Consider the following 26,255-nt stretch of genomic DNA (forward strand, 5'->3'; position numbering starts at 1 on the left):
AGTCGGGCTTATCGTGTCCGGTTCAACCCCGAGTTCCCCGAGATCAACGCCGAGCACACCCGCCAATCCGCGCGGGCGCTAAGCCGCCCCGGCGGACTCGCGTAGGCGGGTGGTGTCGGCCTCGGCCTTGGCGCCGTTGCCGCGGACCAGGACGACCACGACCAGGGTCAGTGCGAACCCGGCCGCGCGCAGGGACAGCATCAGCGGGTCGTCCGGCAGGGCCTCGCTGAAGATCAGTGTCCCCAGCACCACCATGAACACGTTGCCCGCCACGTTCGCCACCGGTGCGGTGATCGACGCCCGCGCGCGCTGCATCGAGGTCTGGAACAGCACGATCCCGACCGCCCACCCCAGCGCGTACAGGTACGGGAAGGGTGAGGCCAGCGCCGGGAGCACCGCCCCGGCAAGGCCTTCGTCGGCCAGCAGGCCGCCCAGGGCCTTGCCCTGCAGCCCCGCCGTGCCCTGGGCCAGCCCCGCCGCCGCGCCCATCGCCGCCGCGGACACGTAGCGCCCTCCGCCCGACGCCAGGGCGACCGCGCCCACGCACGCCACCACCGTGCCGATGCTGACGGCCAGCAGGAGCGGCAGGTCCGGCACGGTCCCGGTGTCGCCCCCCTCGCCCAGGGACAGGCTCAACAGCAGCAGTGCCACCGGCATCAGCCCCAGCGCCGCCTTCTCCCCGCGCGTGATGGGGTCGCCCAGCACGAGCGCCGTCAGCAGCAGCATCACCGCGATGCCGCCCGCGAACGCCGGCTGGACCACCGACACCGGCGCCAGCCCCAGCGCGACCACCAGGCCGAGGCTGCCGAGCGCCGCCATCGCGCAGCCGCCCACCCAGCGCGGGTTGGACAGCAGCACCTTGGCCAGGTGCAGGGGGCGCCGTACCCCGATGGACGGTGCGCCGTGGAGCGCGCGCTGCTCGACGGCGAGTCCGATCGAGTAGACCGCCGCCGAGAGCAGGGCCGCGAGCAGTCCGAGCACGGGTCCCGCCTTTCTGGAACGCGTTCGCGCGCCGGAGAAGTCCGGTGCGTGTCGTCCGATGGTAGTTGACGGCGTGTATATAACCAGTTCTAGTCTGGCTGCATCGGCGACCGACCCCCCAGGGAGCTGCCATGGCGATCGGACTGACCGGAGAGCACGAGGAACTGGCGGAGGCGGTCCGCGGCTGGATCGGCCGCCTGGACGCCGGCTGGGAGGACGACGCCGGTGCCCACGCCCCGCCCCCGTTCTGGTCCGGCCTCGCCGACCAGGGCCTCCTGGGCCTGCACCTGCCCGAAGAGTACGGCGGCCAGGGCGCGGGGCTGCTGGAGCTGGCCGTCGCCCTGGAGGAGGCCGGACGCGGCCTGCTGCCCGGCCCCTACACCCCGACCGTGCTCGCCGCGGCCCTCATCGACCGCTGGGGCGCCCCCGGCCTGCGCGCCCGCCTCCTGCCGGGCCTGGCCGACGGGGCGACCGTCGCCGCCCTCGCTCTGGGCCCCGCCCTGGAGGCCGGAGCGGACGCCGACGGGCGGCTTCGCCTGACCGGCACCCTGCGCCCGGTCCCCGGCGGCGCCCAGGCGGCCGTCGTCGTCGCCCCCTACCGCCGGGACGGGCGCGAGGGGTGGGCCGTGCTGGACGCCGCCGAGCTGCGCGCCGAGCCCCTCACCCCCCTCGACCGGGGACGGGCCGTCGCCGCCCTGCACGCCGACGGCGCCGCCGTCGGGGGCGACGCCCTCCTGGACGGGCTGGACCGGCGGGACGCCGAGGGCGTGGCCGCGGTCCTGCTCGGCGCCGAGGCCGCCGGGGTGGCGGCCTGGTGCATGGAGACCGCCGCCGAGTACGCCAAGGTCCGCGTCCAGTTCGGCCGCCCCATCGGCGGCTTCCAGGGCGTCAAGCACCGCTGCGCCCGCATGGCCGTCGCCGTCGAGCAGGCCCGGGCCGCCGTGTGGGACGCCGCGCGCGCCTATGACGAGCTGCGGGACGGCACCGCCGGCACCGACCCCGACCACGCCCGGTTCGCCGCCGCCGTCGCCGGGCTCACCGCCCCCGACACCGCCCTGGAGTGCGCCCGCGACTGCATCCAGGTGCACGGCGGAATCGGCTTCACCTGGGAGCACGACGCCCACCGCTACCTGCGCCGCGCCTCGGCCCTGCGCGTCCTCGCCGGGGCCGCCGCCGACCGCGCCGCCGACGCGGCCGACCTCGCCCTGGCCGGACGCAGGCGCACCGTCTCCATCGGCCCCGACCTGGGCGCACAGGAGCAGCGGGCGCGCATCCGCGCCGACGCCGACCGGCTGGCCGCCATCGGCGATGAGCGCGAGCGGTTCACCGCCCTCGCCGACGAGGGCTGGGTGATGCCGCACCTGCCTCGGCCCTGGGGCCGCGACGCCTCCCCGCTGGAGCAGGTCCTCATCGAGCAGGAGTCGCGCCGCGCAGGGGTGAAGGGCCCGCGCCTGGCGATCGGCGCCTGGGTGCTGCCGTCCCTGGCCGTGCACGGCACCCCCGGGCAGCAGGAGCGCTTCCTGCGGCCGACCCTGCGCGGCGAGATCACCTGGTGCCAGCTGTTCAGCGAACCGGGCGCCGGGTCGGACCTGGCCTCGCTGTCCATGCGCGCCGACCGGGTCGACGGCGGGTACCGGCTCACCGGGCAGAAGATCTGGACGTCGATGGCGCAGGCCGCCCAGTGGGGCATCTGCCTGGCCCGCACCGACCCGGACGCCCCCGGCAAGCACGCGGGCATCACCTACTTCCTGGTGGACATGGCCGCCGACGGGGTGGACGTGCGGCCGCTGCGCGAGCTCACCGGGCAGGCGCTGTTCAACGAGGTCTTCTTCGACGGCGTGTTCGTCCCCGACGACCAGGTGGTGGGCGCGCCCGGCGACGGCTGGCGGGTCGCCCGCACCACCCTGGGCAACGAGCGCGTGGCCCTGTCGTCGGGCGGCGGCATCGGCGCGGGCCTGGACGAGGTGCTCGGCTTCCACCGGGCCGGGCCCGAACCCGACGGCTGGGGCGCGGCGCCGCCCGCCGACGCCTCCGCCGACCGCGAGGCGAAGGTGCGGGTGGGGCGGCTCGTCGCCCAGGGCCAGGTGCTGGAGCTGCTGGGCCTGCGGATCACCCTCAAGCGGCTCTCCGGCACCGAGCCCGGGGCCGAGGCGAGCGTCCGCAAGCTGCTGGGCGTGGAGTTCTCCCAGCGCGCGGCCGACCACCTGTGGGAGGCGCAGGGCGGGGCGGCGGTCTGCGAGGAGCCCGGCGAGGCCACCGGGGTCTGGGCGTGGTACATGCTGTTCGGCCGGTCCATGACCATCTACGGCGGCACCACCGAGGTGCAGCTCAACATCATCGCCGAGCGGCTGCTCGGCCTACCGCGGGACCCGGAGGACTAGGAAGGCGTGTCGGAAGCGGACGGCGGCCCCGGCGAGGGCGCCGATGAGGAAGACGGCAAGGGCGCGGGCGGTGGGCCCCCGGACGCCCCCGGCGGAGGGACCGGGCGCGGCGGGTGGGCCCACCGCCTCGCCCTGCCCCGGTTCGAGCCCACCCCGCTCGGCCTGATCGCGATCGGCCTGGCGGCCATGTTCGCCACCCTGCTGGTGATCCAGGCCGCCCTGGGCACCTTCCGCCCGGGCGGCCCCGCCGATGAGCCGTCGGCGCCGCCCGCGACCGGCACCCCGCCCGAGGGCACCGCGCGGATCCTGGTCGTCGGCGACTCCATCGTGCAGGGCAGCAGCGGCGACTTCACCTGGCGGTACCGCCTGTGGCGGCACCTGGAGCGGTCCGGTGTCGACGCCGACCTCGTGGGGCCCAACGACGACATGCTGGACGTGAACACCGGCAGGCCCGGCGACGACCGCTACGCCGACCCGGACTTCGACACCGACCACGCCGGGGTGTGGGGCGCCACGACCGAGGAAGCGGCGGCGGCGCTCGGCGAGTACGTCGCCGAGTACGACCCGCACTACCTGCTGTTCATGGCCGGGGCCAACGACTTCGCGGAGGGCTCCACCCCGGCCTGGGCCCTGGAGGCGGTGCGGGACGCGGTGACCACCGCGCGCGTGGCCGACGGCGACGTGCAGATCGTGCTCGGCCAGGTCACCCCCGTGGCCGGGACCGGGCGCGACGAAGAGCTGAACGACAAGGCCCGCACCTTCAACGAAGGGCTGGAGGAGCTGGCCGCCGAGCTGAGCGGGCCGGTCCCGGTGACGGTGGCCCGCACCGCCGAGGGGTACGACCCGGAGAGCGACAACTGGGACACCACCCACCCCAACGCGCGCGGGGAGCTGAAGATCGCGGCGGCGTTCGCCGACGCCCTCGCCGACCCGCTGCGGCTGGGCGAGCCCTATCGGCGCCCGCTGCCGGACGTGGCGGTCGGGCCGCGGCAGGCCCCGGAGGTCGAGGTGGAGGACGAGGGCGGCGGCGAGGTGCGGCTGAGCTGGGAGCCGGTGCCGGGGGCCACCCGGTACGAGGTGCGCCAGCGCCGGGTGCGGCCCGATCCCGACGACGAGGTGGCGCTCCCGGCGCAGGTGGCGGGCGGCGACGGCGAGACGCGCACGGCGACGGTGGACCGGCTGCTCAGCGGGGCGGAGTACGAGTTCACGGTGCGGCCGTACAAGGGCGACGACGCGGGGCACGGGTCGGACCCGGCCCGGGTCGAGGTCGACCCGGACCCGCCGGGGGCGCCGGACCGGCTGCGGATCAGCGGAGCGGACGGGGACGCCCCGGAACTGGTCTGGGAGGAGGCCGAGGGGGCGGGGCACTACGAGGTCCTGCGCCGCGAGATGGAGTGCCGGGGCCCATCGCCGCCCCCGTCGCCCTCCGAGCCGTCCGGGAGCCCCGACCAGGACGGTTCGGAGGAGGAGCCCGAGTGCGACCCCGTCGACGACGAGGGCCCAGGGGAGGGGGACGGATGGTCGACGGCGGCGATCGTGGACGACGGGACGAGCTGGCCCCTCCCCGAGGTGCGCGACGGCGGATACGAGTACGCGGTCCGCTCCCACCGGGACTACGTGGCCGGCGGCTACTCGGGAACGGTGGAGTACACCGGCTGAGAGCCGACAGCCGTCGATCTCGGAAAATGCGCCCCTAAGAGCCCGCGCGGATAGGCGGGCGCACTGGTGTTGATCTCGGGGAAGTCGGGCTTATGCTGTCCGTTTTTACCCCGACTTCCTCGAGATCAACGCGGGGGCTGGTCCTGTCCGGGACCGGCCTACCGGCCCCGGTCCCTTGCCCTGTCCACCCCCGGTGCGGGATAACGGGCCCATCGGATCCACCGAGGACGGGGGAGGGATCGGTGGCGACGATCGAGCGCGTCGACCCGCACGACGACGCCGCGTTGTCGGCCTGGTACCGGGCGCTGCGCGCCGGTGCGTCGGCCGGGCGCGGCAGTCCGCTGGTGGCGGCCTACGAGGAGCTGCGCTCCTCCCTGCGCGAACCGGGGTCGGAGGCGCAGCGCTCCGCGTGGGCGGCCGTGGACGGGGGCGCGGTCGTGGGCAGCCTGCTCTTCGCCCTGCACGGCCGGGAGAACCCGGAGCTGGCCGACGTGGACGTCAACGTGCCCGCCGAGCACCGGGGGAAGGGCTACGGCGGCGCGCTCCTCGCGCACGCCGAGCGGCTGGCCCGTCAGGGCGGGCGCCGCGTGCTGCTGGCGGAGGCGTTCGTGCCCTCCACATGCGCCCCCGAGGAGCACCCCGGCGCCGGGTTCGCGCTGCGGCGCGGCTTCCGCAGCGTGCACCGGGAGGACCACCTGGTGCTGGAGCTGCCGGTGCCGGAGGAGCGGCTGCGCGCCTTCATGGAGCGCACCCGGGACCGGCGCCCCGGCTACCGGCTGTCGACCTGGAGCGGCGGCTGCCCGGACGGGGAGGCGGCGGCCGTCGCGGCGATGCGCACCGAAATGGAGCGGGCGGTGCCCCAGGGCGACCTGGAGGGCGAGCCCCGTGTCTGGGACGTGGCGCGGGTCCGCGCCGTGGAGGCGCGCACCCGGCGCCAGGGTTACGCCTCCATCGCGTCGATGGCCCGCGGCCCCGGCGGGGAGCCCGCCGGCTACAGCCAGCTCTTCGTCCCCGCGCACAACCCGGGCGAGGTGTACCAGGACGACACGGTGGTGCTGGAGGCCCACCGGGGCCGCGGTCTGGGGGAGGCCCTCAAGGCACTGAACCTGCTGCGCCTCCAGGCCGAGCACCCCGGACGCAGCCGGGTGCATACCTGGACGGCCGAGGTGAACACGTCGATGTGGGAGATCAACCGCCGCTTCGGCTTCCACCCGGTGGAAGTGGCCCACCGCCTGCAGAAGGTCGCCTAGACCCTCCGCGATGATCTCGACGGAATCGCTGTCGAAACCGCCGGAATGACAGCACCTTTGTCGAGATCATCGGGGATCCCCGCCGTCTGCGGGCGGGAACAGGGCGGCCGCCGCCACGACCGCCGGGAGCGCCAGGTCCGCCGCCCATACCGGGGCCACCCGCAGCACCGCCGTCGTACAGGCTGCGCCGACGGCCAGGGACAGGATGATGCCCGCCTTCAGCGCGAGCGCCGCGTCGGGACGGTTGAGCAGCGTCAGGTGGCCCAGCATCCCCGCCAGCACACCCGTCACGTAGTTCACCGAGACCCCCGCACCCGAGCGCTCCACGACGGCGCTCTGCATGCCCATCGCCACCGCTGCGACCGCCGTCATCGCGTCGATGGGCGCGCCGAGCATCCATGCGGTGGACAGACCCGCGATCAGCACCGACTCCGCGACCAGGATCCACCGCCTGCGGCGCCGGAAGACGTGGTCGGCGAGGGCGAACCCGGCCGCCAGTCCGCCGAGGAACGCGGCGAAGGCGATCAGCGACCGCAGCGTGGTGGGTCCGGTGCCCTCGGCGAAGGACACCCCGAGCAGGACCACGTTGCCGGTCATGTTGGAGGTGAAGACGTCCCCGAACCCGAGGAAGCTCAGCGTGTCGATGACCCCGGTCACGAAGGCCAGCGCGAGCAGCGACGCTCCCAGCCGGTGCCGTGACGCCGCCGTCGCCGCCCGTCCTGCGCCGCGCCTGAGGCGGCCCCGTGTCCGCCCCTTTCCTCCGCCGTGGCCGGGCACCGCGGTCAGGACTCGCCCGCGGCCAGCAGGGCGCGGAAGCGGGCGTCGTGCTCGTCGGCGGGCGGGTCGGCGAAGTCCCCGACGAACACCGCCACGGCGCGCCGACCGGTGCCCTCGGTCTCGTCGTGCCCCTCGGCCCCCTCGATCTCGGCGAGGATGCTCCGCCAGGCCGTCAGGTTGGGGTGCCGGACGTCCGTGCAGGCCTCGGCGGGGGACATGAGCCGGACGGCTTCGGCGAGCACGTACGGCGGGAGGTCGTAGGTGCGCGTCCCCGAGGCGTGGCCGCACACCATCCCCAGGACGACGGCCGACAGGAAGCCCGAGCGCCGGTTGACGACGGGGAAGGACGTTCCGTCATCGCCTACCAGCCCCACGCCGAAGGCGACGGGCGGCTCCCACCCCGGGATCGCCTCCTCGAACCTTTTGCGCGCGGCGGCGAGGTCATCCTTGGTCGGCCATTGAGCAGTCATGGGACGCATGGTGCCACACGGCCGACGACGTGGTCAGATGCGGTGGACTTCGGTGAGGTCGATATCGATGTCGAAGGGGACGGTCAGCTTCAGCCGATCGCGGTGGATACCGGTCAGTGCGTACTGCTGCGTGGCAGGGTCCAGTTCGTATACGTAGACCACCGGCTCCCCGTTGACCTTCTCGACCCTCCAGAAGTGCGGAATGCCCGCCTCTGCGTACAGCAGCGGCTTTCGCTTGCGATCGCGTTCCTCAGACTCCTTAGAGACGACCTCGACCGCCAGGCGCACCGCATGGGGCGGGTAGGAGGACTTCTCCTCTCCGACCGCCTCGGCGTCGATGACGGCGACATCCGGCTCCGGGCGGTTCTTCTCGGTGATCGTGATGCCCATTTCCCGCCGGACCCTCAGGTCGCTCGGACAGCGGGTGCGCAGTCCCACTTGCAGGACCGACATGAGCAGTTCGTGGAGTTCGAGCTGAGGGCTCACGAAGACCAGGCTCCCGTCGATGAGCTCGGTGTGCGGAGGGAGATCCGGGATCCGGTCGAGGTCATCGGCGGTCCAGCCCTCAGGCGGGGGAACCGGCCACACACGGGAGGAAGGCGCGGCCTCGATCGGTTCCTCTTCCACGGGAAGGGCACTCATGTCGTCGCCTCCGGGGGTCGGATCGCGGTCGTCGCCAACGCTAGCCATCGCCATCCTCCCTTGACGGGTGTTTCTCGGATTCTCCCACCTTCACCTGCCCTCACCCGAAGGGCGCACTGTGTTGCGGCGAACCGCATTGCTAGATTCGCCTGACCATGAGCGGCGACGACGCGGTATCCCACCGGAAGGGGCCCATCCAGGTGGGCCTTCCCTGGCTGGTCGGGCTCCTGCTCGGGGTGCTCGCGGTCGGGCCCGGGCTCGAGCGCGGGTTCGTCCTGCGCTACGACATGGTCTTCGTGCCGAACCCCCCGCTCGGCCCCGTGCAGCTCGGGGCGGGGGAGGGGTTCCCCCGCGCCGTGCCCAGCGACGCCTTCGCGGCCCTCCTCTCCAAGGCGCTCCCGGCCGACATCGTCCAGTCGGTCCTGCTCCTCGCGATCTTCGCCCTGTCCTGTGCGGGGGCCGCCCGGCTCGTCCCCGGCCCACTGGTCGCCCGTCTGGCCGCCGGGGTCCTCTACGCCTGGAACCCCTTCATCGCCGAACGTCTCCTCCTCGGCCAGTGGGCCCTCCTCCTCGGCTACGCCGGGCTGCCGTGGGTGCTGTCCGCCGCCGCCCGCCTCGCCAAGGCCAAGGACCTCCCCCGCCTGGTCACCGCGCTCGTCCCGGCGGCGATCGGCGGGTTCTCCTCGACGGTGCTCTCCGCCCTGGTCGCCGTCCCCACGGCGCTCGCCCGGCCCGGCAGCGCCCGGCGGCGCCTCGGTTCAGCGCTGCTCGCCGTCGCCGCCGTCGCCGTCGTCTCCCTGCCCTGGCTGCTGCCCGCCCTCTCTGCGGCCGACGGCGGCGCCCGCACCGACCCCGGGGCCGTCGACCTGTTCGCCGCCCGCGCCGACACGCCCTTCGGCGCCGCCGGGTCGCTGCTCACCCTCGGCGGCATCTGGAACGCCCGGGCCGTCCCCGACCTCTACGGCCACCCCTTCTTCGCCGCCTGCCGCCTGGCCCTCACCCTGGCCGCCCTCGCCGGGTGGGTCCGGCTCCTGCGGCGCGGCTCCCTCGGGCCCGCCGGGCCGGGGCTGACCGCCGCCGCGCTCGCCGGGTTCGCCGTCGCCCTGCTCGGCACCGCCGACCCCGGCCGCGACCTGCTGCGCGCGCTCATCGAGGCCTGGCCCGGATTCGGCGCGCTGCGCGACGGGCACCTGTACACGGCCCCCCTGGCCCTGCTGCAGGCGGTCGGCCTGGGCGGGGCCGCGATGTGGCTGGCGGAGGGCGCGGGGCGGGCCGACCGCTTCGGCACCGTCGCCGCCGCCCTGCTCCTCGCCGCGCCCCTCGTCCTGCTCCCCGGCCTGGCCTGGGGCGCCGCCGGGCGGCTGGCCCCCGTGCACTACCCGGCCGAGTGGACCGAGGTCCAGCGCCGCGTCGACGCCGACCCCGCCCCCGGGTCGGTGCTGGTCCTGCCCTGGAGCGCCTACCGCGGCCTCGAGACGACCGGCCCCGGCCGCACCGCCGTGGTGCTCGACCCCGCCGTGAAACTGTTCGAGCGGCCCGCGGTGTGGAACGATGACCTTCGGGTCGCCGACGGCGGCACCGTGCGCGCCGCCGAGGGGGAGGACCCCGCCGCCCGCGCGGTCGCCGAGGCCGCCGCCCGGCCGGGCGGCGCGGGCGCGCCGGAGATCGGCGCGCTGGGCGTGCGGTACGTGCTCATCGAGCGCGAGGCGCCCGACCCGACCTCAGCGGACGGCCCCCGGCACCTGAGTGAGAACAGGTTCTCGCCCGCAATCCGTGCCTCGGAAAAGGTCCATGACGGCCCCCTCCTGACCCTGTACCGGCTCCCGGACGAGCATGTAGGCGCGGTAAAAGTGGATCTGTCGGGCTTGGAAGTTACCGGCTGGTTGGTTACAGTTGGGTCCATCCTCTGGTCCCTGATTGCATCGAGTTCTAATCTCGTTTCCATGCGTCCGCTCCGGCCGGTCGGGGCGGAGCCGCGGAAGGAGAACCCCTCGTGATCAAGATCCTCGCCGCCTGCGTCATCGGCGCGGCACTGGCGGGCGGGCTGGCCCTGGTCGGCACCACCGTCGCCACCAACTCCTCGGCGACCGCCGAGCCGGTCAACGAGTCCCTGTACAACTACGGCGACCGCTGAGCGCCGGGCCGGCGGGCGGTCCCCGCGCGGACCGCCCGGCCGCCGGCCCACGCGCCTTCGGCGCCGTTCCCGCACCGTGCTCCCATCTCCCCTTCCGACCCTGCGATCCCCTACCCCTGGTGACCGGCGTGTAGCGGTCGGTGAAGTGCTTTCGTCGGGGGGAGCGGGCGGAACAGGAGAGCATGTGGTCCACCCTGACCCGTACACCCCCCTCGTCCCCGACGCCTCCTACGGCCCGCCGGTGACCATGGCCCCCGAGGCCGTGCCGGACCCGCGCCCGTCGCGCGGCCCCGACGGCGGCGCCGACACCGGTGCCGACGACGAGGCCGGGCTCGGCCCCCGCCTGGACGGCCGCCGCCTGGTGGTGGTCAACTGGCGCTGCCCCTGGCAGTCCACGGCCGGAGGGGCCGAGGAGTACGCCTGGCGGATCGGCCGCCACCTGGTCGGCCGCGGCGCGGTGGTCACCTTCCTGACCAGCCGCGAACCCGACCAGCCCCGGGTGGAGACCCGCGACGGCATCGTCATCCGGCGGATGGGCGGGAAGTTCACCGTCTACCCGCTGGTGCTGCTGTGGCTGCTGCTCTGGCGCCGGGAGTTCCACGCCGCCCTGGACTGCATGAACGGCGTCCCGTTCTTCTCCCGCCTGGTGCTGCCCCGCCGCACCCGCGTGGTCAGCGTCGTCCACCACGTGCACGACCTGCAGTTCAACGCCTACTTCAGCCGCCCGGTGGCCTGGCTGGGCCGGTTCATCGAGTCGACGGTGGCCTCCCTGGTCTACCGGCGCTGCACCACCGTCACCGTGTCGGAGTCCTCCCGCCGCGCCATGCGCGAGAAGCTGGGCTGGCGCGCCCCCATCACCATCGTGCACAACGGCCGCCCGCCGCTGCAGCCGGTCGCCGGGGCCCACGCCCGCACCCCCGGCCACCCCGCAGCGGACATGGGCGCCCCCGCCCTGGTGAGCGTCGGCCGCCTGGTGGTGCAGAAGCGGGTCGCCCGCATCGTCGACGCCGCCCTCGCCCTGCGCGAGGAGCACCCCGGCCTGCGCGTGCACATCGTCGGCCGGGGCCCGGAGGCCGACCCCATCGCCGAGCGCGTCGGGCGCGAGGGCCTGCACGACGCCGTGCGCCTGCACGGCTTCCTGCCCGAGGACGACAAGAACGCGGTGCTGGCCGGGGCGGCCCTGCACGTCACCGCCTCGGAGTTCGAGGGGTGGGGGCTGACCGTGATCGAGGCGGCGGCCCTCGGCGTGCCCACGGTGGCCTACGATGTCGACGGCCTGCGCGACTCGGTGCGCGACGGCGAGACCGGGTGGCTCGTGCGCGAGGGCGAGGACCTGGCCCAGGTCGTCGGCAAGGCGCTGGCCGAGCTGAGCGACCCGGAGCGGGCCGCGCAGGTGCGCCGGGCCTGCCGGGAGTGGGCCGCCCGCTTCACCTGGCAGCGCAGCGGCGCCGCGATGGCCCGGCTCATCGCGGAGGAGATCGAGGGCACCGGCGGCACCGGCGGGGCAGTGCGACAGGCGGGTACAGAGGCAGGCACGTGACCTTCACCGACGGCAAGGCGGACGGCCGCACGGCGGGCACCGACGGTGCCCTGGTCCGCAGGCTCAAGCTGCTGGCGGTCTGCCTGCTGCTGACCGGGGCCGCGCTCAGCCTGGACCCGCCGCTCATCGTCGGCGACACCAAGATCGACCTCACGGTCAACCCCACCGGGTTCCTGGAGCGCGCGCTCTACCTGTGGGACCCCTCCTACTTCGGGCAGCTGCAGAACCAGGCCTACGGCTACTTCTTCCCCAACGGCCCGTTCCACGCCCTGCTCATCGCGCTGGACATGCCCGAGTGGATGGTCCAGCGCACATGGATGGCGGTGCTGCTGTGCGCCGCGTTCCTGGGCACCGTCAAGGTCGCCGAGGCGCTGGGCATCGGCACCCTGAACACCCGCATCGTGGCCGGGACCGCCTACGCCCTGGCCCCCCGGGTGCTCACCCTCGTCTCCTACAACTCCGCCGAGCTGCAGCCGATGCTGCTGCTCCCGTGGATCCTCCTCCCGCTGATCCACGGGAGCAGGCGCGGGACCCCGCCCATGCGCGCGGCCATGCTCTCGGCGCTGGCGTTCCTGCTGTGCGGCGGCACCAACGCCGCCTCCGAGCTGGCCGTCCTCGTCGTCCCGCTGCTCTACCTGCTCACCCGCGCCCCCGGGCCGCGCAAGCGCCGCCTGCTCCTGTGGTGGCTGGCGGCGCTGTTCTGCGTGTCGTTCTGGTGGCTGGTGCCGCTGCTGATCATGGGCCGCTACGTGTGGTCCTTCATGCCCTACACCGAGGACGCGGCCACCACCACCGGCATCACCTCGCTCACCAACGCGCTGCGCGGCGCCTCCAACTGGATGGGCTACGTCCCCTCCTCGGCCGGGCGCCCGGCGCTGCCCGCCGGGGCCGAGCTGTCCACCGAGCCGTGGCTGGTGGCGGCCACCGCGGTGGTCGCCGGACTGGGCCTGGCCGGGCTGATCTGGCGGCGCACCCCCGAGCGGCTCTTCCTGCTCACCTCGGTGCTGGCCGGGACCGCGATCGTGGTGGCCGGGTACACCGGGCAGCTCTCCGGGCCGCTCGGGCCGACCGTGCAGGGGCTGCTCGACGGCGTTCTGGCGCCGTTCCGCAACATCCACAAGTTCGACGCGCTGATCCGGTTCCCGCTGGTGCTGGGCCTGGCGCAGCTCCCGGTGGCCATCGGCTCCGACGCCGCCGCCCGCCGCGGCGGACCACTGCGCGCGCTCTCGCCGCCGCCGGGCACCGCCTACCGGGCCACCGCCGGGGTCTGCGCGGTGGCGTTCGCCGCGACCCTCACACCCATCGCCACGGTCGGCATCGCCACCCCCGGCGGCTTCGAGCGCATCCCGGCCTACTGGTACGACGCCACCCGGTGGATCGACGAGCACTCCACCGGCGGCACGACCATGGCCGTGCCCGGCTCCGCGCGCGGCGAGTACCAGTGGGGCCGCCCCATGGACGAGCCCATGCAGCCGCTCCTGGACAGCGCGTGGACCAACCAGCAGATCATCCCCTGGGGGTCGGCCGGCGCCTCCCGCCTCACCCAGGAGATCGACCAGCGCATCTCCTCCGGGCGCGGGTCCGAGGGGCTGGCCCGGGCGCTCGCCCGGATGGGCGTCACCCACCTCCTCGTCCGCAACGACCTCCAGCGCGACGGCAACAACGGCGGGTGGCCCGCGCGCGTGCACCAGGCGCTCGAGGACTCCCCGGGCATCGTGCGCCGCGCCTCCTTCGGCCCGGCCGTCGGCGACGACGAGGCGGTGCCCGCCTCCCGCTGGTACGACCAGCCCTACCAGGCCCTCGAGGTCTACGAGGTGCGCGGCGCCGCCCCCACGGTCGGCACCGTTCCCGCCGACGGGACCATGCGGGTCACCGGCGGCCCCGAATCGCTGCTCACCCTGGCCGAGCAGGGGGCGCTCCCCGGCGACCGGCCGGTGATCATCGGCGACGACCCGGGCGCCGAGGACATCGCCCCGGAGGACACCGTCGCCGCCGACTCGGCCCGCCGCCGCGAGATCGTCTACTCCGACGTGCGGCGCAACACCAGCGCCACGCTGACCGCGGACGAGGACTACGAGCGGGACGCCCCCGCCCCGGACATCTCCGACCCGGCCTGGGACGGCTACACCGCGGTCGCCGAGGACTCCGGCATCGCCTCGGTCACCGCCTCCTCCACCGAGGCCGGGGCGGACGCCAGCCCCGGCACCCGCGACCCCGGGCGCAGCCCCTTCGCCGCCCTGGACGAGGCCCCCGATACCTCCTGGCGCTCCAGCTCCTTCACCGGGGCCGAGGGCCAGTGGCTGGAGGTCGGGTTCGAGGAGCCGCGCGAGGTCGGCACCTTCACCGTCGCCTTCGAACGGCTCGCCGGGGAGCCGCCGCCCTCGCGCATCAGCATCATCACCGACGCGGGCCGCACCACCGCCGCCGTGGCCGACGACGACGGGCCCCAGGAGTTCACCGCCCCCGAGGGCGAGACCGAGCGGCTGCGGATCCGCGTCGACGAGCTCGCCTACGAGCCCGAGTACCGCTTCGGCACCCGCGTGGGCATCACCTCCGTCGAGATCCCGGGCCTGGAGGCGTCCCGGTCGCTGGCGGTGCCCGTCCCCGAGGGCGGCGCGGGCTCGTTCTTCTTCACCGGCTCCACCGGCACCGTCCCCGGCTGCATGGAGGGGTCCCGGGCGTGGGTGTGCAACCCCGGCCTGGAGGTGCAGGGCGAGGACGCCGTGGGCATGAGCCGCACCTTCGACGTGGGGGCCGAGGCCGCCGGGCGGCCGAGCACCATCACCGGCCGGGTGGTCGCCGTCGACCCGCGCGACCTGGAGAACGCCGCCAACCGCGCCGGCGGCTACCCGAAGGTGACCTCCTCCTCCACCTCGGTGGGGCACCCGGCGGCCATCGGCCGCAACGCCTTCGACGGCGACGACGCCACCGTCTGGTACCCCGACCCGCAGGAGGACGCGCCCTCCCTGGAGGTCGACCTGGGCCGCGAGCGGGAGATCGGCGGGCTGAAGGTGGAGTTCCCCCGGCCCGACGCGGTCGGCAGGCCCATCCGCATGACCGTCGACACCGGCACCACGGTCCGGGAGGCCTGGCTGGACGGCGACGGCTGGGTGGGCTTCGACCCGGTGGAGGCCGACGAGCTCACCCTGACCTTCGAGCCGCCGGAGGGCCAGCCGCTGGAGGTCTCCCGCATCGCCCTGCCCGACACCGACCCGCTGGAGCCGGTCGAGGGCGGGTCGGCCCGCACCTCCTGCGGGCTCGGGCCGGTGCTGCGGGTGAACGGCGAGCGGGTGGACACCCGCATCTCCTCCGGGACGCTGGAGGACAAGCTGGCCGGGCGCCCGCTGGGCTTCGAGAGCTGCGAGGCGGTCTCCCTGGAGGAGGGGACGGCCACGGTCGGGGTCGAGCCCGGACGCCAGTACCAGGTGCGGTCGGTGCTGGTGGGTCCGGACGGCGGCCCGGGCGCCGGCGGTGACCGGGACGGGGTCGAGACGGCCGAGGTGTCCGCGGTCAACGGCTGGGGGCGCAGCGAGCGCAGCGTCGACGTCGCCGTCGACGAGGACAGCTACCTGGTCGTCAACGAGAACTTCAACGAGGGCTGGGAGGCGGTCCTCGGCGGCGGGGACGGCGCGCCCCTGGAGCCCGTCCGCCTGGACGGCTGGAAGCAGGCGTGGAGGCTGCCCGCGGGGACCTCGGGCACCGTCACCATGACCTACACGCCCGACGCGCCCTACCATGCGGCCCTGGGCATCGGGGCGGCGCTGGCCCTGCTCGTCGGCGTGCTCGCCGTCAAGGGGAGAGTCCCCGTGCCCGGACGCCTGCGGCGCCGCGCCCGCGCCGCGGCCCCCACGGCCCTGCTGCCCGACGCGCTCCCCGCACGCATCCCGCGCGCGCCCCTGGCCCTGCTCGGCCCGCTCTACGGGGCCTGGGTGGCGGGTGCGGCCGGAGCCGCGGTCATGGGCGGCGTGCTGCTGGCGGTGTGGTGGCTCGGCCGCGCGCCGTCGAAGAACCTCAAGCACGCCAAGCCCGGCCGCCCGACCCTCGGCGGCACGCTGCTGCGGTGGACCGCCGGGCCGTGGACCATCCTGGCGTTCCTGACCGCCGCCGGGGTGAGCACGGCGGCCGGCACCTACCTGGCCATGTACCTCCCCTTCCACGACGTCAGCGGCCTGCTCAGCGACCCGCTGCGCGGATGGGTCGCCCAACTGCTGTGCCTGCCCGCGCTGGCCCGGCTCGTGCTGGCGCTGGGCGAGGCCCCGCCCACCTCCGGCATGGGGCCCGGCGCCGACGGCGGCCCCGGGGCCGCGGCGGAAGCGGAACCGGAGCCGGCCGAGGCCGGCCGCGAGGTCCAGGAGGTGGGGGCATGATGCGCTACCCCGCGCCCCCGCTGCGCGGACGCGGCGGCCGGGCCCGGCGGCGCACCGGAGCCGCCCTGGCCCGCCAGGGCGCGGTGATCGCCGTCGCGCTCGGCGCCTTCCTGCTGACGTCGGCGCTGATGCTGCGGTTCTACGTCTACGACCAGCTCGCGGTGATCGGCCCCCGCACCGACCTGACCCTGCGCATGACCGATCCGGAGGCCGACTACCTGGACACCTCCACCTGGAGCACCCAGAAGGGCCGGGAGGTGGTGCGCACCACCGAGATCTCCGGCGGCGCCGCCGCGGGCAACGACGGCTGGGCCACCTGGGAGGTGTCGGTGGACACCGCCAGCGGTTCGGCGATGATCGGCCACATGGACCGCCGGGTGGTGGTCGACCGGTCCACCGGCCGGGCGGTGAACTGCTGCGGCGAGCACGTGGACGGCGACCGGGCGGTGCGCCAGGCCGGGCTGGTGCTGCACTGGCCGGCCGGGGCGGACACGGGGAACCGGCCGCTCTACGACGCCGACGTGCGCTCCGCACCGGCCATGCGCTACCAGGGCGTGGAGGAGGTGGCCGGGGTGCCGGTGCGCCGGTACACGCAGACGATCCCGCCCACCCAGGTGCCCGGCTCGGCGCGGCCGGTGCCCGCGAGCGCGCTGGGCCTGGAGCGCTCGGGCACCGTCGAGGCGTCCCGCTGGCTGGAGCTGGAGCGCACCTTCTGGATCGAGCCGGTGTCCGGGCGCCTGGTGTCGGCAGAGGAGTCGCGCCGCGAGACGCTGCGCACCGAGGACGGCCGCGGGGAGCGGCTGTTCCTCAGCGCGGACCTGGAGACCGACCCCGGGCTGGTGGCGGCCTTCGCCGAGGACGCCGCCGGGCGCGGTTTCACCCTGCGGGCGGTGCACACCTGGGCGCCGATGGGACTGGGCGCGCTGGGCGGCCTGGTGCTCGCCTCGGCCCCGCTGCTGGCGCTGCGGGCCGCACGCAAGGCGGAGGAGGAGGCGGACTCAGCCCCGCTTGCGGAGCACGAGGAGCAGGTTCCAGGTGACGACCTCGCGCACGCCCGGGACGGCCACGACGGGCTTCATCCATGACGGGAGGTAGCGCGGGAGGACGTCGACGGCCTCCACGTCGTCCTTGCCGCGCAGCCAGTGCAGCATCTCCGCCGCCGACACCGCGAACATGGTGCGGCCGAAGTCGTTCTTGGGGCGGCGCCCGTTCTTCCGCGCGAAGCGCTCGGCCGCGTACCGGCCGCCCAGGAAGTGCCACGGGGACGTCTCATGGCCGCCCCAGGGGGACAGCCACAGGGTGTACGACAGGTACACCAGCCCGCCGGGGCGGGTCACCCGCACCATCTCGTCGGCCATGCGGCGAGGGTCGGGGACGTGCTCCAGCACGTTGGAGGAGAAGCACACGTCCACCGAGCCCGTCCGCAGCGGCATCTCCAGAGCGCTGCCGAGCAGGGCGGTGTCCGGCAGCTCGCCGTCGCGCAGGCGCATCTCCCCGGCGTCGGCGTCCACGCACACGCAGCGCGCGCCCTGCGCCCGCAGCTCGTCGGCGAAGTATCCGGGCCCACCGCCCACATCGACCACCACGGCCCCGTCGAGCGGCGTGTACCGGAGGAGCTGGGACACCGTGTCCCGGGCGAGCGTGCCGTAGAAGAGGTCGGGGTCGGTCTGCTCCTTGCGGAACGCCGAGAACAGCGCGACCGACCGCCCGAGGGTGGCCCGGAAGGGGGGAAGCGCGCTCACACGTCCTCCCCGCCGGTCGCGTCAGCCCCGTCAGTCCCGTCGGAGGGGACGGTGACGAAGTGCTTCAGGTGGCGCCAGTGGTCCCCGCCCCAGTACTCGTCGGAGGCGATGATGCGCGGTGCGGGCCGTCCGGCGGCGCGCGCCCCGGCCTCCAGCTCGGCGGCGATCCGCTCCGCCGTCCAGGTGTGCATGCGCATCGGCGCCGGGTAGCGCAGCACCACCCGCTGGGCGAGCCGGATCAGCGGCCAGGGCGCGTACCGGAAGACCAGCCCCTTGAATGTGGGGCGCTCGCGGTCGGGGACGCCCAGCACCAGCGCCGCGCCGGGGCGCGCCACCCGGGCGAACTCGCGCAGGTAGGCCGCGGCGGCGTCCGGCGGGAGGTGCTGGAGGACCAGGTCGGTGTAGACCAGGTCCACCGAGGCGTCGGGCAGCGCCCGCAGGTCGGGGCCGGTGTTCAGGACGTACTCGATGCGGCCGCCGCTGCGGTCCAGCTCCCGGGCGCGCTCCAGCATGGGCGCGGAGATGTCCACCCCCACCACCGAGGCGAACCGGCGGGCCAGGGCGTTGGACAGGCGCCCGGCGCCGCACCCGAAGTCCAGGGCGCGGCCCGGGGAGGGGGCGGCGCCCAGCTCCTCCAGGCGGCCCAGCGCGGCGGCGACCTCGTCCTCGCCGGTGGCCAGGAACTCCTCGGCGTCCCACCGGCCGCCGCGCTTGCCGGGGTCGACGCAGACCGCCCACAGCGGCTCGTCGGCACCGAGCCGGGTCCAGTCCCGGCGGACCTCCTCCAGGCTCACGCGGGCGTCCTTCCGTCGCGGTCCGGCGGGGCCCACCGAGGGGCCCACCGGACAGGTGGATCCTGTTCTCTCCTGCCCCTGGTTACCTGCTGGTATCGCCCCTGTACCAGGGATGATCACAACGAGAGGCGGTGGAACGTGTTGTATTGTTTCACTCCCTTACACGGTGACGTCAACCGGTCGGCCCCCGGGCCGGGGAAGTGAGCGGCATGCGTGCGACCGAGGACGCCCTGGACGGGCGGGCGCCCCAGGACGGGGACGGCGGCGGGCGGGCCGGGCCGACGCTCGCGCGGCGGGTCTCGGCGGCCCTGTCCCACGGGCTCCGCGACCGCATCATCCTCGTCGGCGGCGCGCTGGCCGTCGTCTCCCTCGTCCTCAAGGCCTACGTGCTGCGCGAGGCCTTCTTCATCGAGGACGACTTCCTGTTCGTCGGCGCCGCCGACAGCGGCGGGCTCACCGTCCAGTACCTGACCGACCTGCACAAGGGCCACTTCATGCCGGGGGCCAAGCTCCTGGCCTACATCCAGACGGCCATCGCCCCCTACAACTGGCCGCTGACCGCCGGGGTGATGCTGGCGTTCCAGGCCGGGGCGTTCGCGGGGCTGTTCCGGCTGCTGTGGGTGCTCTTCGGCCGCCGCTGGGGCATCCTCCCGCCGCTGGCCGCCTTCCTCTTCGCCCCGCTCACCGTCCCCGTGCTCGCCTGGTGGTCGGCGGCGCTGAACGCCGTGCCCTTCCAGCTCGCCATCGTGCTGGCCCTGCTGTGGACGGTGCGCTACCTGCGCGACGGGGAGGCGCGCTTCGGCTGGATGGCCGCCGGGGCCGTGGTGCTGGGCATGGCCTTCTCGGTGAAGGCCCTGTTCCTGCCGCCGCTGCTGTTCGTGGTGGCCGCCGCCTTCGTCGTGCAGGGGCGCCTGCCGGGGGTGCTCTGGCGCACCCTCGACCGCGACATGCCCTTCTGGATCGGCATGGCGCTGCTGAGCGTGGGGCACGGGCTCGTCTACCTGTCGCTGCAGGACACCGCGGGCGGCGAGGGGGCCGGGCGGCCCGACGGCGACACGTCGCTGTCCATGGCGCGCCGCCTCCTCGGCGAGACCTTCCCCTCCGGTGCGGCGGGCGGGCCGCTGGAGTGGGGGCCGGTGACGCCCTCCGGCGGCCTGGCCCAGCCCGAGACCTGGGTGGTGGCGGCCGCCTGGACGGCCATCGGCCTGCTGGTCGCGGCCAGCCTCCTGCTGCGGCACCGGGCCTGGCGCGCGTGGGCGCTGCTGGCCGGGTACCTGGTCGTGGTCGACGTGCTGCCCACGCTCATCGCGCGCGGCCGCTACCAGGAGATGGTGGGCTACGACCCGCGCTACGTCGCCGACGCGGCGCTCCTCTTCGCCCTCGTGCTGGCCCTGGCCTTCCTGCCGACCAAGGAGGAGGCCGAGGCGGAGGCCGACGGGAACGGGCGGGTGTACCGCAGGAGCGCGCCGCCCGCGCGCGTGCGGCAGGCGGCGCTGGCCGCGGCGACCGCCACGGCGGTGTTCGTCGGGCTCGGCGGGTACTCCACCTACTCCTTCGCCGACACCCTCACCGGCGACCGGGTGCGGTGGTACCTGGACACCGTCCGCGCCTCCATGAAGGGGGTGCCGGCCGACGCGGGGATCTACCCGCGGCCCGTCCCGGCGGACATCGTGCTGCCGTGGAACGGCGACCGGCGGCTCAGCTCGAACGTGCTCAGCCCGCTGGCGCCCGACGGGCTGGCCGACCGCATCCGCAACCCGCGGCCCTCCGACACCGCGATGGTGTTCAACGACGCCGGGTACCTGGTGGGGGCGCGCCCCTCGCCGGAGGAGAGCGCGGTCTTCGGGCCGCCCGAGGACGAGGAGTGCATCGTCACCTTCGGCGGGCAGACGATGTGGGACGTCCAGACCTTCGGCGGGCCGTCCATGGTGCTGGGCGTGCGCTACGAGTCCGAGGAGGACACCCAGCTGCACGCGGTCATCGGCGACACCTGGGAGACGACCACCCTTCCGGCGGCGCCCGACGGCGGGGCCTGGTACCTGCCGCTGTCCGGGGCCGGGGGCCAGCTGTCGCTCGGTACCGAGGAGGACGCCCTTTGCATGACCTGGGTGACCTACGGGCCGCTGGAGCCGGTCACCGCAGGGGATCCGTGGGGCGCTCAGGAGGACGAGGAGTCCGAGGACGAGGGCTCCGGCGACTCCGAGGACGGCGACGGGGACTCCGGGGACGGGGACTCCGGCGACTGACGCCCGGTCAGGCTCGGCTTGGGGCGCTTGGGCGCCCCGGCCGGGCGCACCCGCCCGGCCAGGCGCTGGCTCGGCTCCTCCACATACCGGTGGGTGAGGGCCGCGAGCAGCACCGTCCCCGCCGTCACCGGCACCATGTCCAGCCAGAACGAACCGGTGAAGATCTCCTGCCCGGTGAACGACCGCCACGAGTACAGCACCACGAACTGCCAGATGAAGATGCCGTAGGAGACCTTCCCCAGGAACAGGCTGACGGGGTGCGAGAGCAGCGTCTCCAGCCAGGCGCCGTCGCGCCACCGGTGCGCGCGCGGGGCGGTGCCCGGCTCGGGCATCACCGCCACCGGGGCGATGATGAAGAACGCGAACCCCATGGCGGTGACCGTCGCGAACGCCGAGATCCACAGGCCGTCCGTGCCCACGAAGCGCGGGCCTCCGGCCGGGGTGGAGTTCAGGGCGTACAGGATCGCGGCCAGGGCCCAGCACAGCGCGGCGTTGGCGTGCAGGGTGCGGCACAGGCGGCGCACCGGGCCGTCGGGGCCCTTCTCCCGCCAGGCCCACTCGGTCAGCACGGCCAGGGCCATGCCGACCGCGAAGAGGCCCAGCGTGCGGGGCAGCCACGCGTTCATGTACGGGCGCGGCTCCGGGTAGAACTGCGGCAGGAACGCCAGCAGCCCCAGGAGCGACAGGGCGCCCAGCCCGATGAGCAGCCGCCGCGCGCGGCGGCCGGCGTCGTTCCCGCGCGCCGCGTACCGGGTCAGCACCAGGGCGATCAGGGGGAGGAGCGCGTAGAAGCTGACCTCCACGCACAGGCTCCACATCTGGCCCAGCCCGTAGGGGCCGGTGCCCACCCACCAGGGGTCGGTGTTGTAGGTGAAGGTAAGGGTGAGGACCTCGACCCAGGGGCGCACCGCGTCGAGCTCGTCGCGCGACCAGATGAGCAGCGCGACCACGGCCACCAGCCAGTAGGCCGGGAGCACGCGCAGCGCGCGCTTCCACAGGTAGACGCGGACGTCGGGGCCGCGCGTGCCGTCCAGGCAGGCGCGCACCCACGGGCGGAACAGCAGCAGCCCGGACAGCGCGAAGAAGAGCGGCACCGCCAGCTCGGCGGCGGACAGCAGGGCGCCGCGCACCCCGGGTTCGAGCGCGGCACCGGTCTCCACGGCGACGTGGAAGACGAGCACCATCAGGGCGGCGATCGCGCGGATCCCGTCCAGCGGCGCGTTGTGCCCGCGGACCTGCGGAAGGGGGGCTCGGGGGACGGCGCTGACCTGCCGCGACGGCGCCGCGGTCACCGGCGCACCCGGCTCTGGCTCAAACTAGAACCTGTTATAAACATTCGGACACGCCCTGGTGACGCTGGCCACTACTGGGGAGTACTCTACCCGAAACTGAAGCAAGTTCCAGATCTGACCCATTCCGCCCGGGAGGGCTCATGCGCCGCACCGTCGCCGCCGTCTGCATCGCATTGGGGGTCTTCAGTCTGGTGCTGGCCCCCCTCATGCGATTCTGGATGGCCAGCGCCGTGATGAAAACCCCGATGGACTACTACAGCGAGAAAGTCGTCCGCGGGGAGAACGTCACCTACTTCAGCGCCGAGGAGCTGGAGCTGATCGAGGGCGCGACGGTCGAGGGCTACACCACCCTGCGCGCGGACGTGGCCGCCAGCGACTCCGACACCGTGGTCTGGGACCAGTTCACCTGGATCGAGGACATCGACCGGGACTTCGCCATCTCCTCCTCCTCCCGGCGGGCCGGCCACGACCGCGTCACCGGCGAGGCGGTGGACTGCTGCGACGCCTCGGTCAACGAGGAGCCGGTCGCCCAGACCGGCCAGGCGTTCAAGTTCCCCTTCCTCACCGAGAAGAAGGACTACGAGTTCTTCGACGCCACCGCCGAGAAGACCGAGCCCATCGAGTTCGCCGGCGAGGAGGAGATCGACGGCGTCACCACCTACAAGTTCGTCCAGGAGATCGAGCCCACCAAGGTCGGCGAGCGCGAGATGCCCCGCTCGCTGCTGGGCATGGACGGCGACGGCGACGTGGTGGCCGACGAGATGTACAGCGTCGACCGCACCTACTGGATCGAGCCGACCAGCGGCGCGCCCATCATGGTCACCGAGGACCAGCACCGCGGCGCGTTCGTCGACGGCGAGGAGCAGCTCGTCCTCTTCGACGGCGACATGCGCATGACCGACGAGACGGTCGAGGAGAACATCGCCAACGCCGAGCAGGCGATCACCACGATCCCGCTGCTGCGCACCACCCTGCCGCTCGTGCTGCTGGCGGCCGGGGTCGTGCTGGTCGGCGTCGGCGCCGTGCTGTGGCTCGTGGGCGGCGGCAGAGGCGCCGCGGTCCGGCACGGGTAGGGCGGACGTGGGCGCGGCCGGGACCGGAGCGCGGGAGCGGGCGGAGGCGCGCGAGGACGCGCCCGCGCCCCGCACCGGCACGGCGCGGGCGCTGCTGCGGGCCTGCCGCCCCAAGCAGTGGCTGAAGAACCTGCTGGTCTTCGCGGCGCCGGGGGCGGCCGGGGTGCTCACCGAGCCCGCCCCGCTCACCTGGTCGCTGGTGGCCTTCGCCGCGTTCTGCCTGGCCGCAAGCGGGACCTACCTGCTCAACGACGTCCGGGACGCCGAGGCCGACCGGGCGCACGAGCGCAAGCGGCACCGGCCGGTCGCCTCCGGGGCGGTGCCGGTGCCGCTCGCCCTGGGCGCCGGCGCGGCGGCGGTCGCCGCCTCCCTGGGGGCCGCGGGCGCGGCGGCCGCGGTCACCGGGCGGTTCTGGCTGCTCGCCGTGCTCATCGCCTACCTGGTCCTGACCACCGCCTACACCTACGTGCTCAAGCGCGTCACCATCGCCGACATCGTGGCCGTGGCCGGGTGCCACGTGCTGCGGGCGCTCGCCGGGGGCGTGGCCGTGGGGGTGCCCTTCACCAGCTGGTTCCTGATCGTGGTGTCGCTGGCGGCGCTGCTGGTGGTGGTCGGCAAGCGCGAGGCCGAGCTGCGCAACCCCCGCGCCGGGGACGGGCGCACCGCGCTGCGCGGGTACACCCGCTCCTACCTGGTGCAGATCCGCACCATGGCCTCGGCCGCCATGATCGTCACCTACTGCCTGTGGGCGCTGGACGGGCAGGGGCAGGGCGGCGTCCCGCCGTTCCACGCGGCGAGTATCGTTCCGTTCATCGTCTTCGTGCTCCGCTACCACCTGCTGGTCGACCGCGGGGTGGGGGAGGAGCCCGAGGAGATCGCGCTGCGCGACCGGCCCCTGCAGCTGTGCCTGGTGTCCCTGGCCGCCCTGGTCGGCCTCGGCGTGTACCTCGGATGAGCGACCGCAGGAGGGGTGCCCCGTGCGAACCCGACGCCGGCTGCTGACCGGGTGGGGCAGGACCGCCCCCACCGCGGCGACCGTGGTGCGCCCGCGCACGGCCGAGGAGGTGGCGGCCGTCCTCCGCGGCGCGGCGCCCGGCCGGGGCGCGGGGCGGGGCCTGGGGCGGGGCGCGATCCCGCGCGGGCTCGGGCGTTCCTACGGCGACGCGGCGCAGAGCGCGGGCGGGCTGGTGCTGGACTGCGCGGAGCTGGCGCCCGGGTTCCGGCTCGACCCGGCCGAGGGCACCGTGACCGCGGCGTCGGGGACCCGGCTGTCGGACCTGATGGAGCGCCTCCTGCCGCTCGGCCGGTTCCTCCCGGTCACGCCGGGGACCCGGCAGGTGACCGTGGGCGGGGCGATCGCCGCCGACATCCACGGCAAGAACCACCACCGGGACTCCTCGTTCGGCGCGCACGTGCGGGAGCTGACCCTGGTCGCCGCGGACGGCGCGGAGCGGGTGTGCGGACCCGACCGCGACCCCGACCTGTTCTGGGCCACGGTCGGCGGGATGGGGCTGACGGGCGTCGTCACCGAGGCGCGGTTCGACGTGCCGACGGTGGAGACGTCGATGATGCGGGTGGACACCGACCGGACGCGCGACCTGGACGAGGCGCTGGAGCTGATGGCGGCCACCGACCACCGGTACCACTACACGGTGTGCTGGGTGGACCTGCTGGCGCGGGGGGCGTCCACGGGCAGGGGGGTGCTCACCCGGGGGCACCACGCGGGCGTCGGCGACCTCCCGGCCCGGGCGCGGCGGGACCCGCTGGGCTTCGCGCCCCGGGCCCTGTTCACCGCTCCGAAGGGGGTGCCCTCCGGGCTGCTGAACACGTGGTCCGTCCGCGCGTTCAACACGGCCTACTACGCGAAGGCGCCGAAGAGGGGGAGGGACGAGATCCAGCCGTTGGGGTCGTTCTTCCACCCGCTGGACGCGGTGCGGGACTGGAACCGGGTCTATGGGCCGTCGGGGCTGGTGCAGTACCAGTTCGTGGTGCCGTTCGGGACGGAGGACGTGCTGCGCTCCATCGTCGCCCGGCTGTCGGCGGCGGGGGCCCCGTCGTTCCTGGCGGTGCTCAAGCGCTTCGGAGAAGGGACCCCGGGCCCGCTGTCGTTCCCCCGGCCGGGGTGGACGCTGGCCCTGGACCTGCCCGCGTCCCTGCCCGGCCTGGGCCGCCTGCTCGACGGCTTCGACGAGAAGGTGCTGGAGGCCGGGGGAGCGATCTACCTGGCGAAGGACTCCCGGGCCAAGGCGGAGACCGTCCACGCGATGTACCCGCGTATGGACGAGTGGAGGACACTCCGCAAGCGGGTCGACCCGGACGGAGTCCTGGTGTCGGACCTGTCCCGCCGCCTGGAGCTGTAGAAGGCGGCCCCACCACGCGCCGTGGTGGCCGTAGAGCACGCCCTGCAATGGACCTCGCCGGGCGGCTGATCGAGTGCAGTGGGATGGCGGCAACGACAGGCGACCGGAGTAGCGAGCGGGTTCAGGTCCTAGCCCCACCGTCCGTAGGTGGGTGGTCGCTGCTGCTTGGCGGGCCCACCCCGCCCCACCCCAACGCGTGCGGTGGTGCCGGTCGGTGAGCCCCTCACGACCCAGAACGGCAGGCGGCTGAGCAGGTACCCCGCTTATGGACCCCCGGCCGGGAGGCGGGCCGCCGGGGTGTGGGGTGGAAGGGCGGCGACGACGAAGGTCGGCGGCCCATCGGGTAGCGCTGTCGGCTACCCGGCGTGTGCGTGGTCACCGTCGATGGCGGCGACGGCGACAGCCGGGCGGTTCCCCGGCCCCGCCAGCCGAGCGGCGGGTCCCTCGCGGTGCGGGGAGGCGGCGCGACCGGGTGGGCGGGTGGTCGCCCGTGTTCGTGGCGGCCGCCGGGCCGGTGCCCCCTGCCCGGCGATGATCTCGGGGAAAA

The 26,255-nt window shown here is 74.7% G+C and carries 19 protein-coding genes; 12 read left to right on the plus strand and 7 right to left on the minus strand.

The window, feature by feature from the left end; all coding sequences use genetic code 11:
• Positions 1–78 precede the first annotated feature (78 nt).
• A complete protein-coding gene (locus O4J56_RS25290; protein ID WP_270689207.1) occupies positions 79–981 on the minus strand; it encodes a hypothetical protein in 903 nt (300 codons plus the stop codon).
• A gap of 131 nt (positions 982–1,112) precedes the next feature.
• On the opposite strand from O4J56_RS25290, the gene O4J56_RS25295 reads away from it, so the two are divergent.
• From O4J56_RS25295 to O4J56_RS25305, 3 genes are all read left to right on the plus strand, one after another.
• The gene (locus tag O4J56_RS25295; RefSeq protein ID WP_270689208.1) at positions 1,113–3,362 is read left to right on the plus strand and encodes an acyl-CoA dehydrogenase; all 2,250 of its coding nucleotides are present in this window, start codon (positions 1,113–1,115) and stop codon (positions 3,360–3,362) included.
• 6 nt (positions 3,363–3,368) lie between these two features.
• A complete protein-coding gene (locus O4J56_RS25300; protein ID WP_270689209.1) occupies positions 3,369–5,021 on the plus strand; it encodes a GDSL-type esterase/lipase family protein in 1,653 nt (550 codons plus the stop codon).
• A gap of 242 nt (positions 5,022–5,263) precedes the next feature.
• Positions 5,264–6,271, plus strand: a complete 1,008-nt coding sequence (locus O4J56_RS25305; RefSeq protein WP_270689210.1) for a GNAT family N-acetyltransferase — start codon at positions 5,264–5,266, stop codon at positions 6,269–6,271.
• A gap of 66 nt (positions 6,272–6,337) precedes the next feature.
• On the opposite strand, the gene O4J56_RS25310 is transcribed toward O4J56_RS25305, so the two are convergent.
• The 3 genes from O4J56_RS25310 to O4J56_RS25320 are packed head-to-tail and all read right to left on the minus strand — an operon-like array spanning position 6,338 to position 8,160.
• Complete coding sequence (locus O4J56_RS25310; protein ID WP_270689211.1) at positions 6,338–7,048, minus strand: YoaK family protein; 711 nt, start codon at positions 7,046–7,048, stop codon at positions 6,338–6,340.
• A 5-nt stretch (positions 7,049–7,053) separates the two neighbouring features.
• The gene (locus O4J56_RS25315) at positions 7,054–7,518 is read right to left on the minus strand and encodes a hypothetical protein (protein WP_270689212.1); all 465 of its coding nucleotides are present in this window, start codon (positions 7,516–7,518) and stop codon (positions 7,054–7,056) included.
• A gap of 33 nt (positions 7,519–7,551) precedes the next feature.
• On the minus strand, positions 7,552–8,160 hold the full coding sequence (locus O4J56_RS25320) for a Uma2 family endonuclease (RefSeq protein ID WP_270689229.1): 609 nt from the start codon (positions 8,158–8,160) through the stop codon (positions 7,552–7,554).
• Positions 8,161–8,315: 155 nt separating this feature from the next.
• Here O4J56_RS25320 and O4J56_RS25325 point away from each other — a divergent pair, with 155 nt between their 5' ends.
• From O4J56_RS25325 to O4J56_RS25345, 5 genes are all read left to right on the plus strand, one after another.
• On the plus strand, positions 8,316–10,157 hold the full coding sequence (locus O4J56_RS25325) for a hypothetical protein (protein ID WP_270689214.1): 1,842 nt from the start codon (positions 8,316–8,318) through the stop codon (positions 10,155–10,157).
• Positions 10,154–10,294 (plus strand): hypothetical protein, encoded by a 141-nt coding sequence (locus tag O4J56_RS25330; RefSeq protein ID WP_270679309.1) that lies wholly within the window; start codon positions 10,154–10,156, stop codon positions 10,292–10,294. Before O4J56_RS25325 ends, O4J56_RS25330 begins: the two co-directional genes overlap by 4 nt.
• Before the next feature lie 184 nt (positions 10,295–10,478).
• Complete coding sequence (locus tag O4J56_RS25335; RefSeq protein ID WP_270689215.1) at positions 10,479–11,834, plus strand: glycosyltransferase family 4 protein; 1,356 nt, start codon at positions 10,479–10,481, stop codon at positions 11,832–11,834.
• Positions 11,831–16,201: an alpha-(1->3)-arabinofuranosyltransferase domain-containing protein gene (locus O4J56_RS25340; RefSeq protein ID WP_270689217.1), complete on the plus strand. Its 4,371-nt coding sequence runs from the start codon at positions 11,831–11,833 to the stop codon at positions 16,199–16,201. The genes O4J56_RS25335 and O4J56_RS25340 overlap by 4 nt, the downstream gene beginning before the upstream one ends.
• Positions 16,198–17,286, plus strand: coding sequence for a DUF3068 domain-containing protein (locus O4J56_RS25345; RefSeq protein WP_270689218.1), 1,089 nt, complete (start codon positions 16,198–16,200; stop codon positions 17,284–17,286). The genes O4J56_RS25340 and O4J56_RS25345 overlap by 4 nt, the downstream gene beginning before the upstream one ends.
• On the opposite strand, the gene O4J56_RS25350 is transcribed toward O4J56_RS25345, so the two are convergent.
• Both O4J56_RS25350 and O4J56_RS25355 read right to left on the minus strand, forming a co-directional pair.
• Entirely contained in the window at positions 17,200–17,943 is a 744-nt protein-coding gene (locus O4J56_RS25350; protein ID WP_270689219.1) for a class I SAM-dependent methyltransferase, read from the minus strand. The genes O4J56_RS25345 and O4J56_RS25350 overlap by 87 nt on opposite strands.
• Complete coding sequence (locus tag O4J56_RS25355) at positions 17,940–18,737, minus strand: class I SAM-dependent methyltransferase (RefSeq protein WP_270689220.1); 798 nt, start codon at positions 18,735–18,737, stop codon at positions 17,940–17,942. The genes O4J56_RS25350 and O4J56_RS25355 overlap by 4 nt, the downstream gene beginning before the upstream one ends.
• A gap of 209 nt (positions 18,738–18,946) precedes the next feature.
• Here O4J56_RS25355 and O4J56_RS25360 point away from each other — a divergent pair, with 209 nt between their 5' ends.
• Complete coding sequence (locus O4J56_RS25360) at positions 18,947–20,983, plus strand: hypothetical protein (RefSeq protein WP_270689222.1); 2,037 nt, start codon at positions 18,947–18,949, stop codon at positions 20,981–20,983.
• Here O4J56_RS25360 and O4J56_RS25365 read toward each other — a convergent pair.
• A complete protein-coding gene (locus tag O4J56_RS25365) occupies positions 20,896–22,275 on the minus strand; it encodes an acyltransferase family protein (RefSeq protein WP_270689224.1) in 1,380 nt (459 codons plus the stop codon). The two genes, O4J56_RS25360 and O4J56_RS25365, sit on opposite strands and share 88 nt — an antisense overlap.
• Before the next feature lie 140 nt (positions 22,276–22,415).
• On the opposite strand from O4J56_RS25365, the gene O4J56_RS25370 reads away from it, so the two are divergent.
• From O4J56_RS25370 to O4J56_RS25380, 3 genes are read left to right on the plus strand one after another with little or no spacing between them, the layout of a single operon-like run.
• Positions 22,416–23,348: a DUF3068 domain-containing protein gene (locus O4J56_RS25370; protein ID WP_270689226.1), complete on the plus strand. Its 933-nt coding sequence runs from the start codon at positions 22,416–22,418 to the stop codon at positions 23,346–23,348.
• A gap of 7 nt (positions 23,349–23,355) precedes the next feature.
• Positions 23,356–24,303, plus strand: a complete 948-nt coding sequence (locus O4J56_RS25375) for a decaprenyl-phosphate phosphoribosyltransferase (protein WP_408639170.1) — start codon at positions 23,356–23,358, stop codon at positions 24,301–24,303.
• 22 nt (positions 24,304–24,325) lie between these two features.
• On the plus strand, positions 24,326–25,708 hold the full coding sequence (locus O4J56_RS25380) for an FAD-binding oxidoreductase (RefSeq protein ID WP_270689227.1): 1,383 nt from the start codon (positions 24,326–24,328) through the stop codon (positions 25,706–25,708).
• The last annotated feature ends 547 nt before the right edge of the window (positions 25,709–26,255 follow it).

Origin of the sequence: Nocardiopsis endophytica, assembly GCF_027706725.1 — a bacterium.
Taxonomy (GTDB): Bacteria; Actinomycetota; Actinomycetes; order Streptosporangiales; family Streptosporangiaceae; genus Nocardiopsis_A; species Nocardiopsis_A endophytica.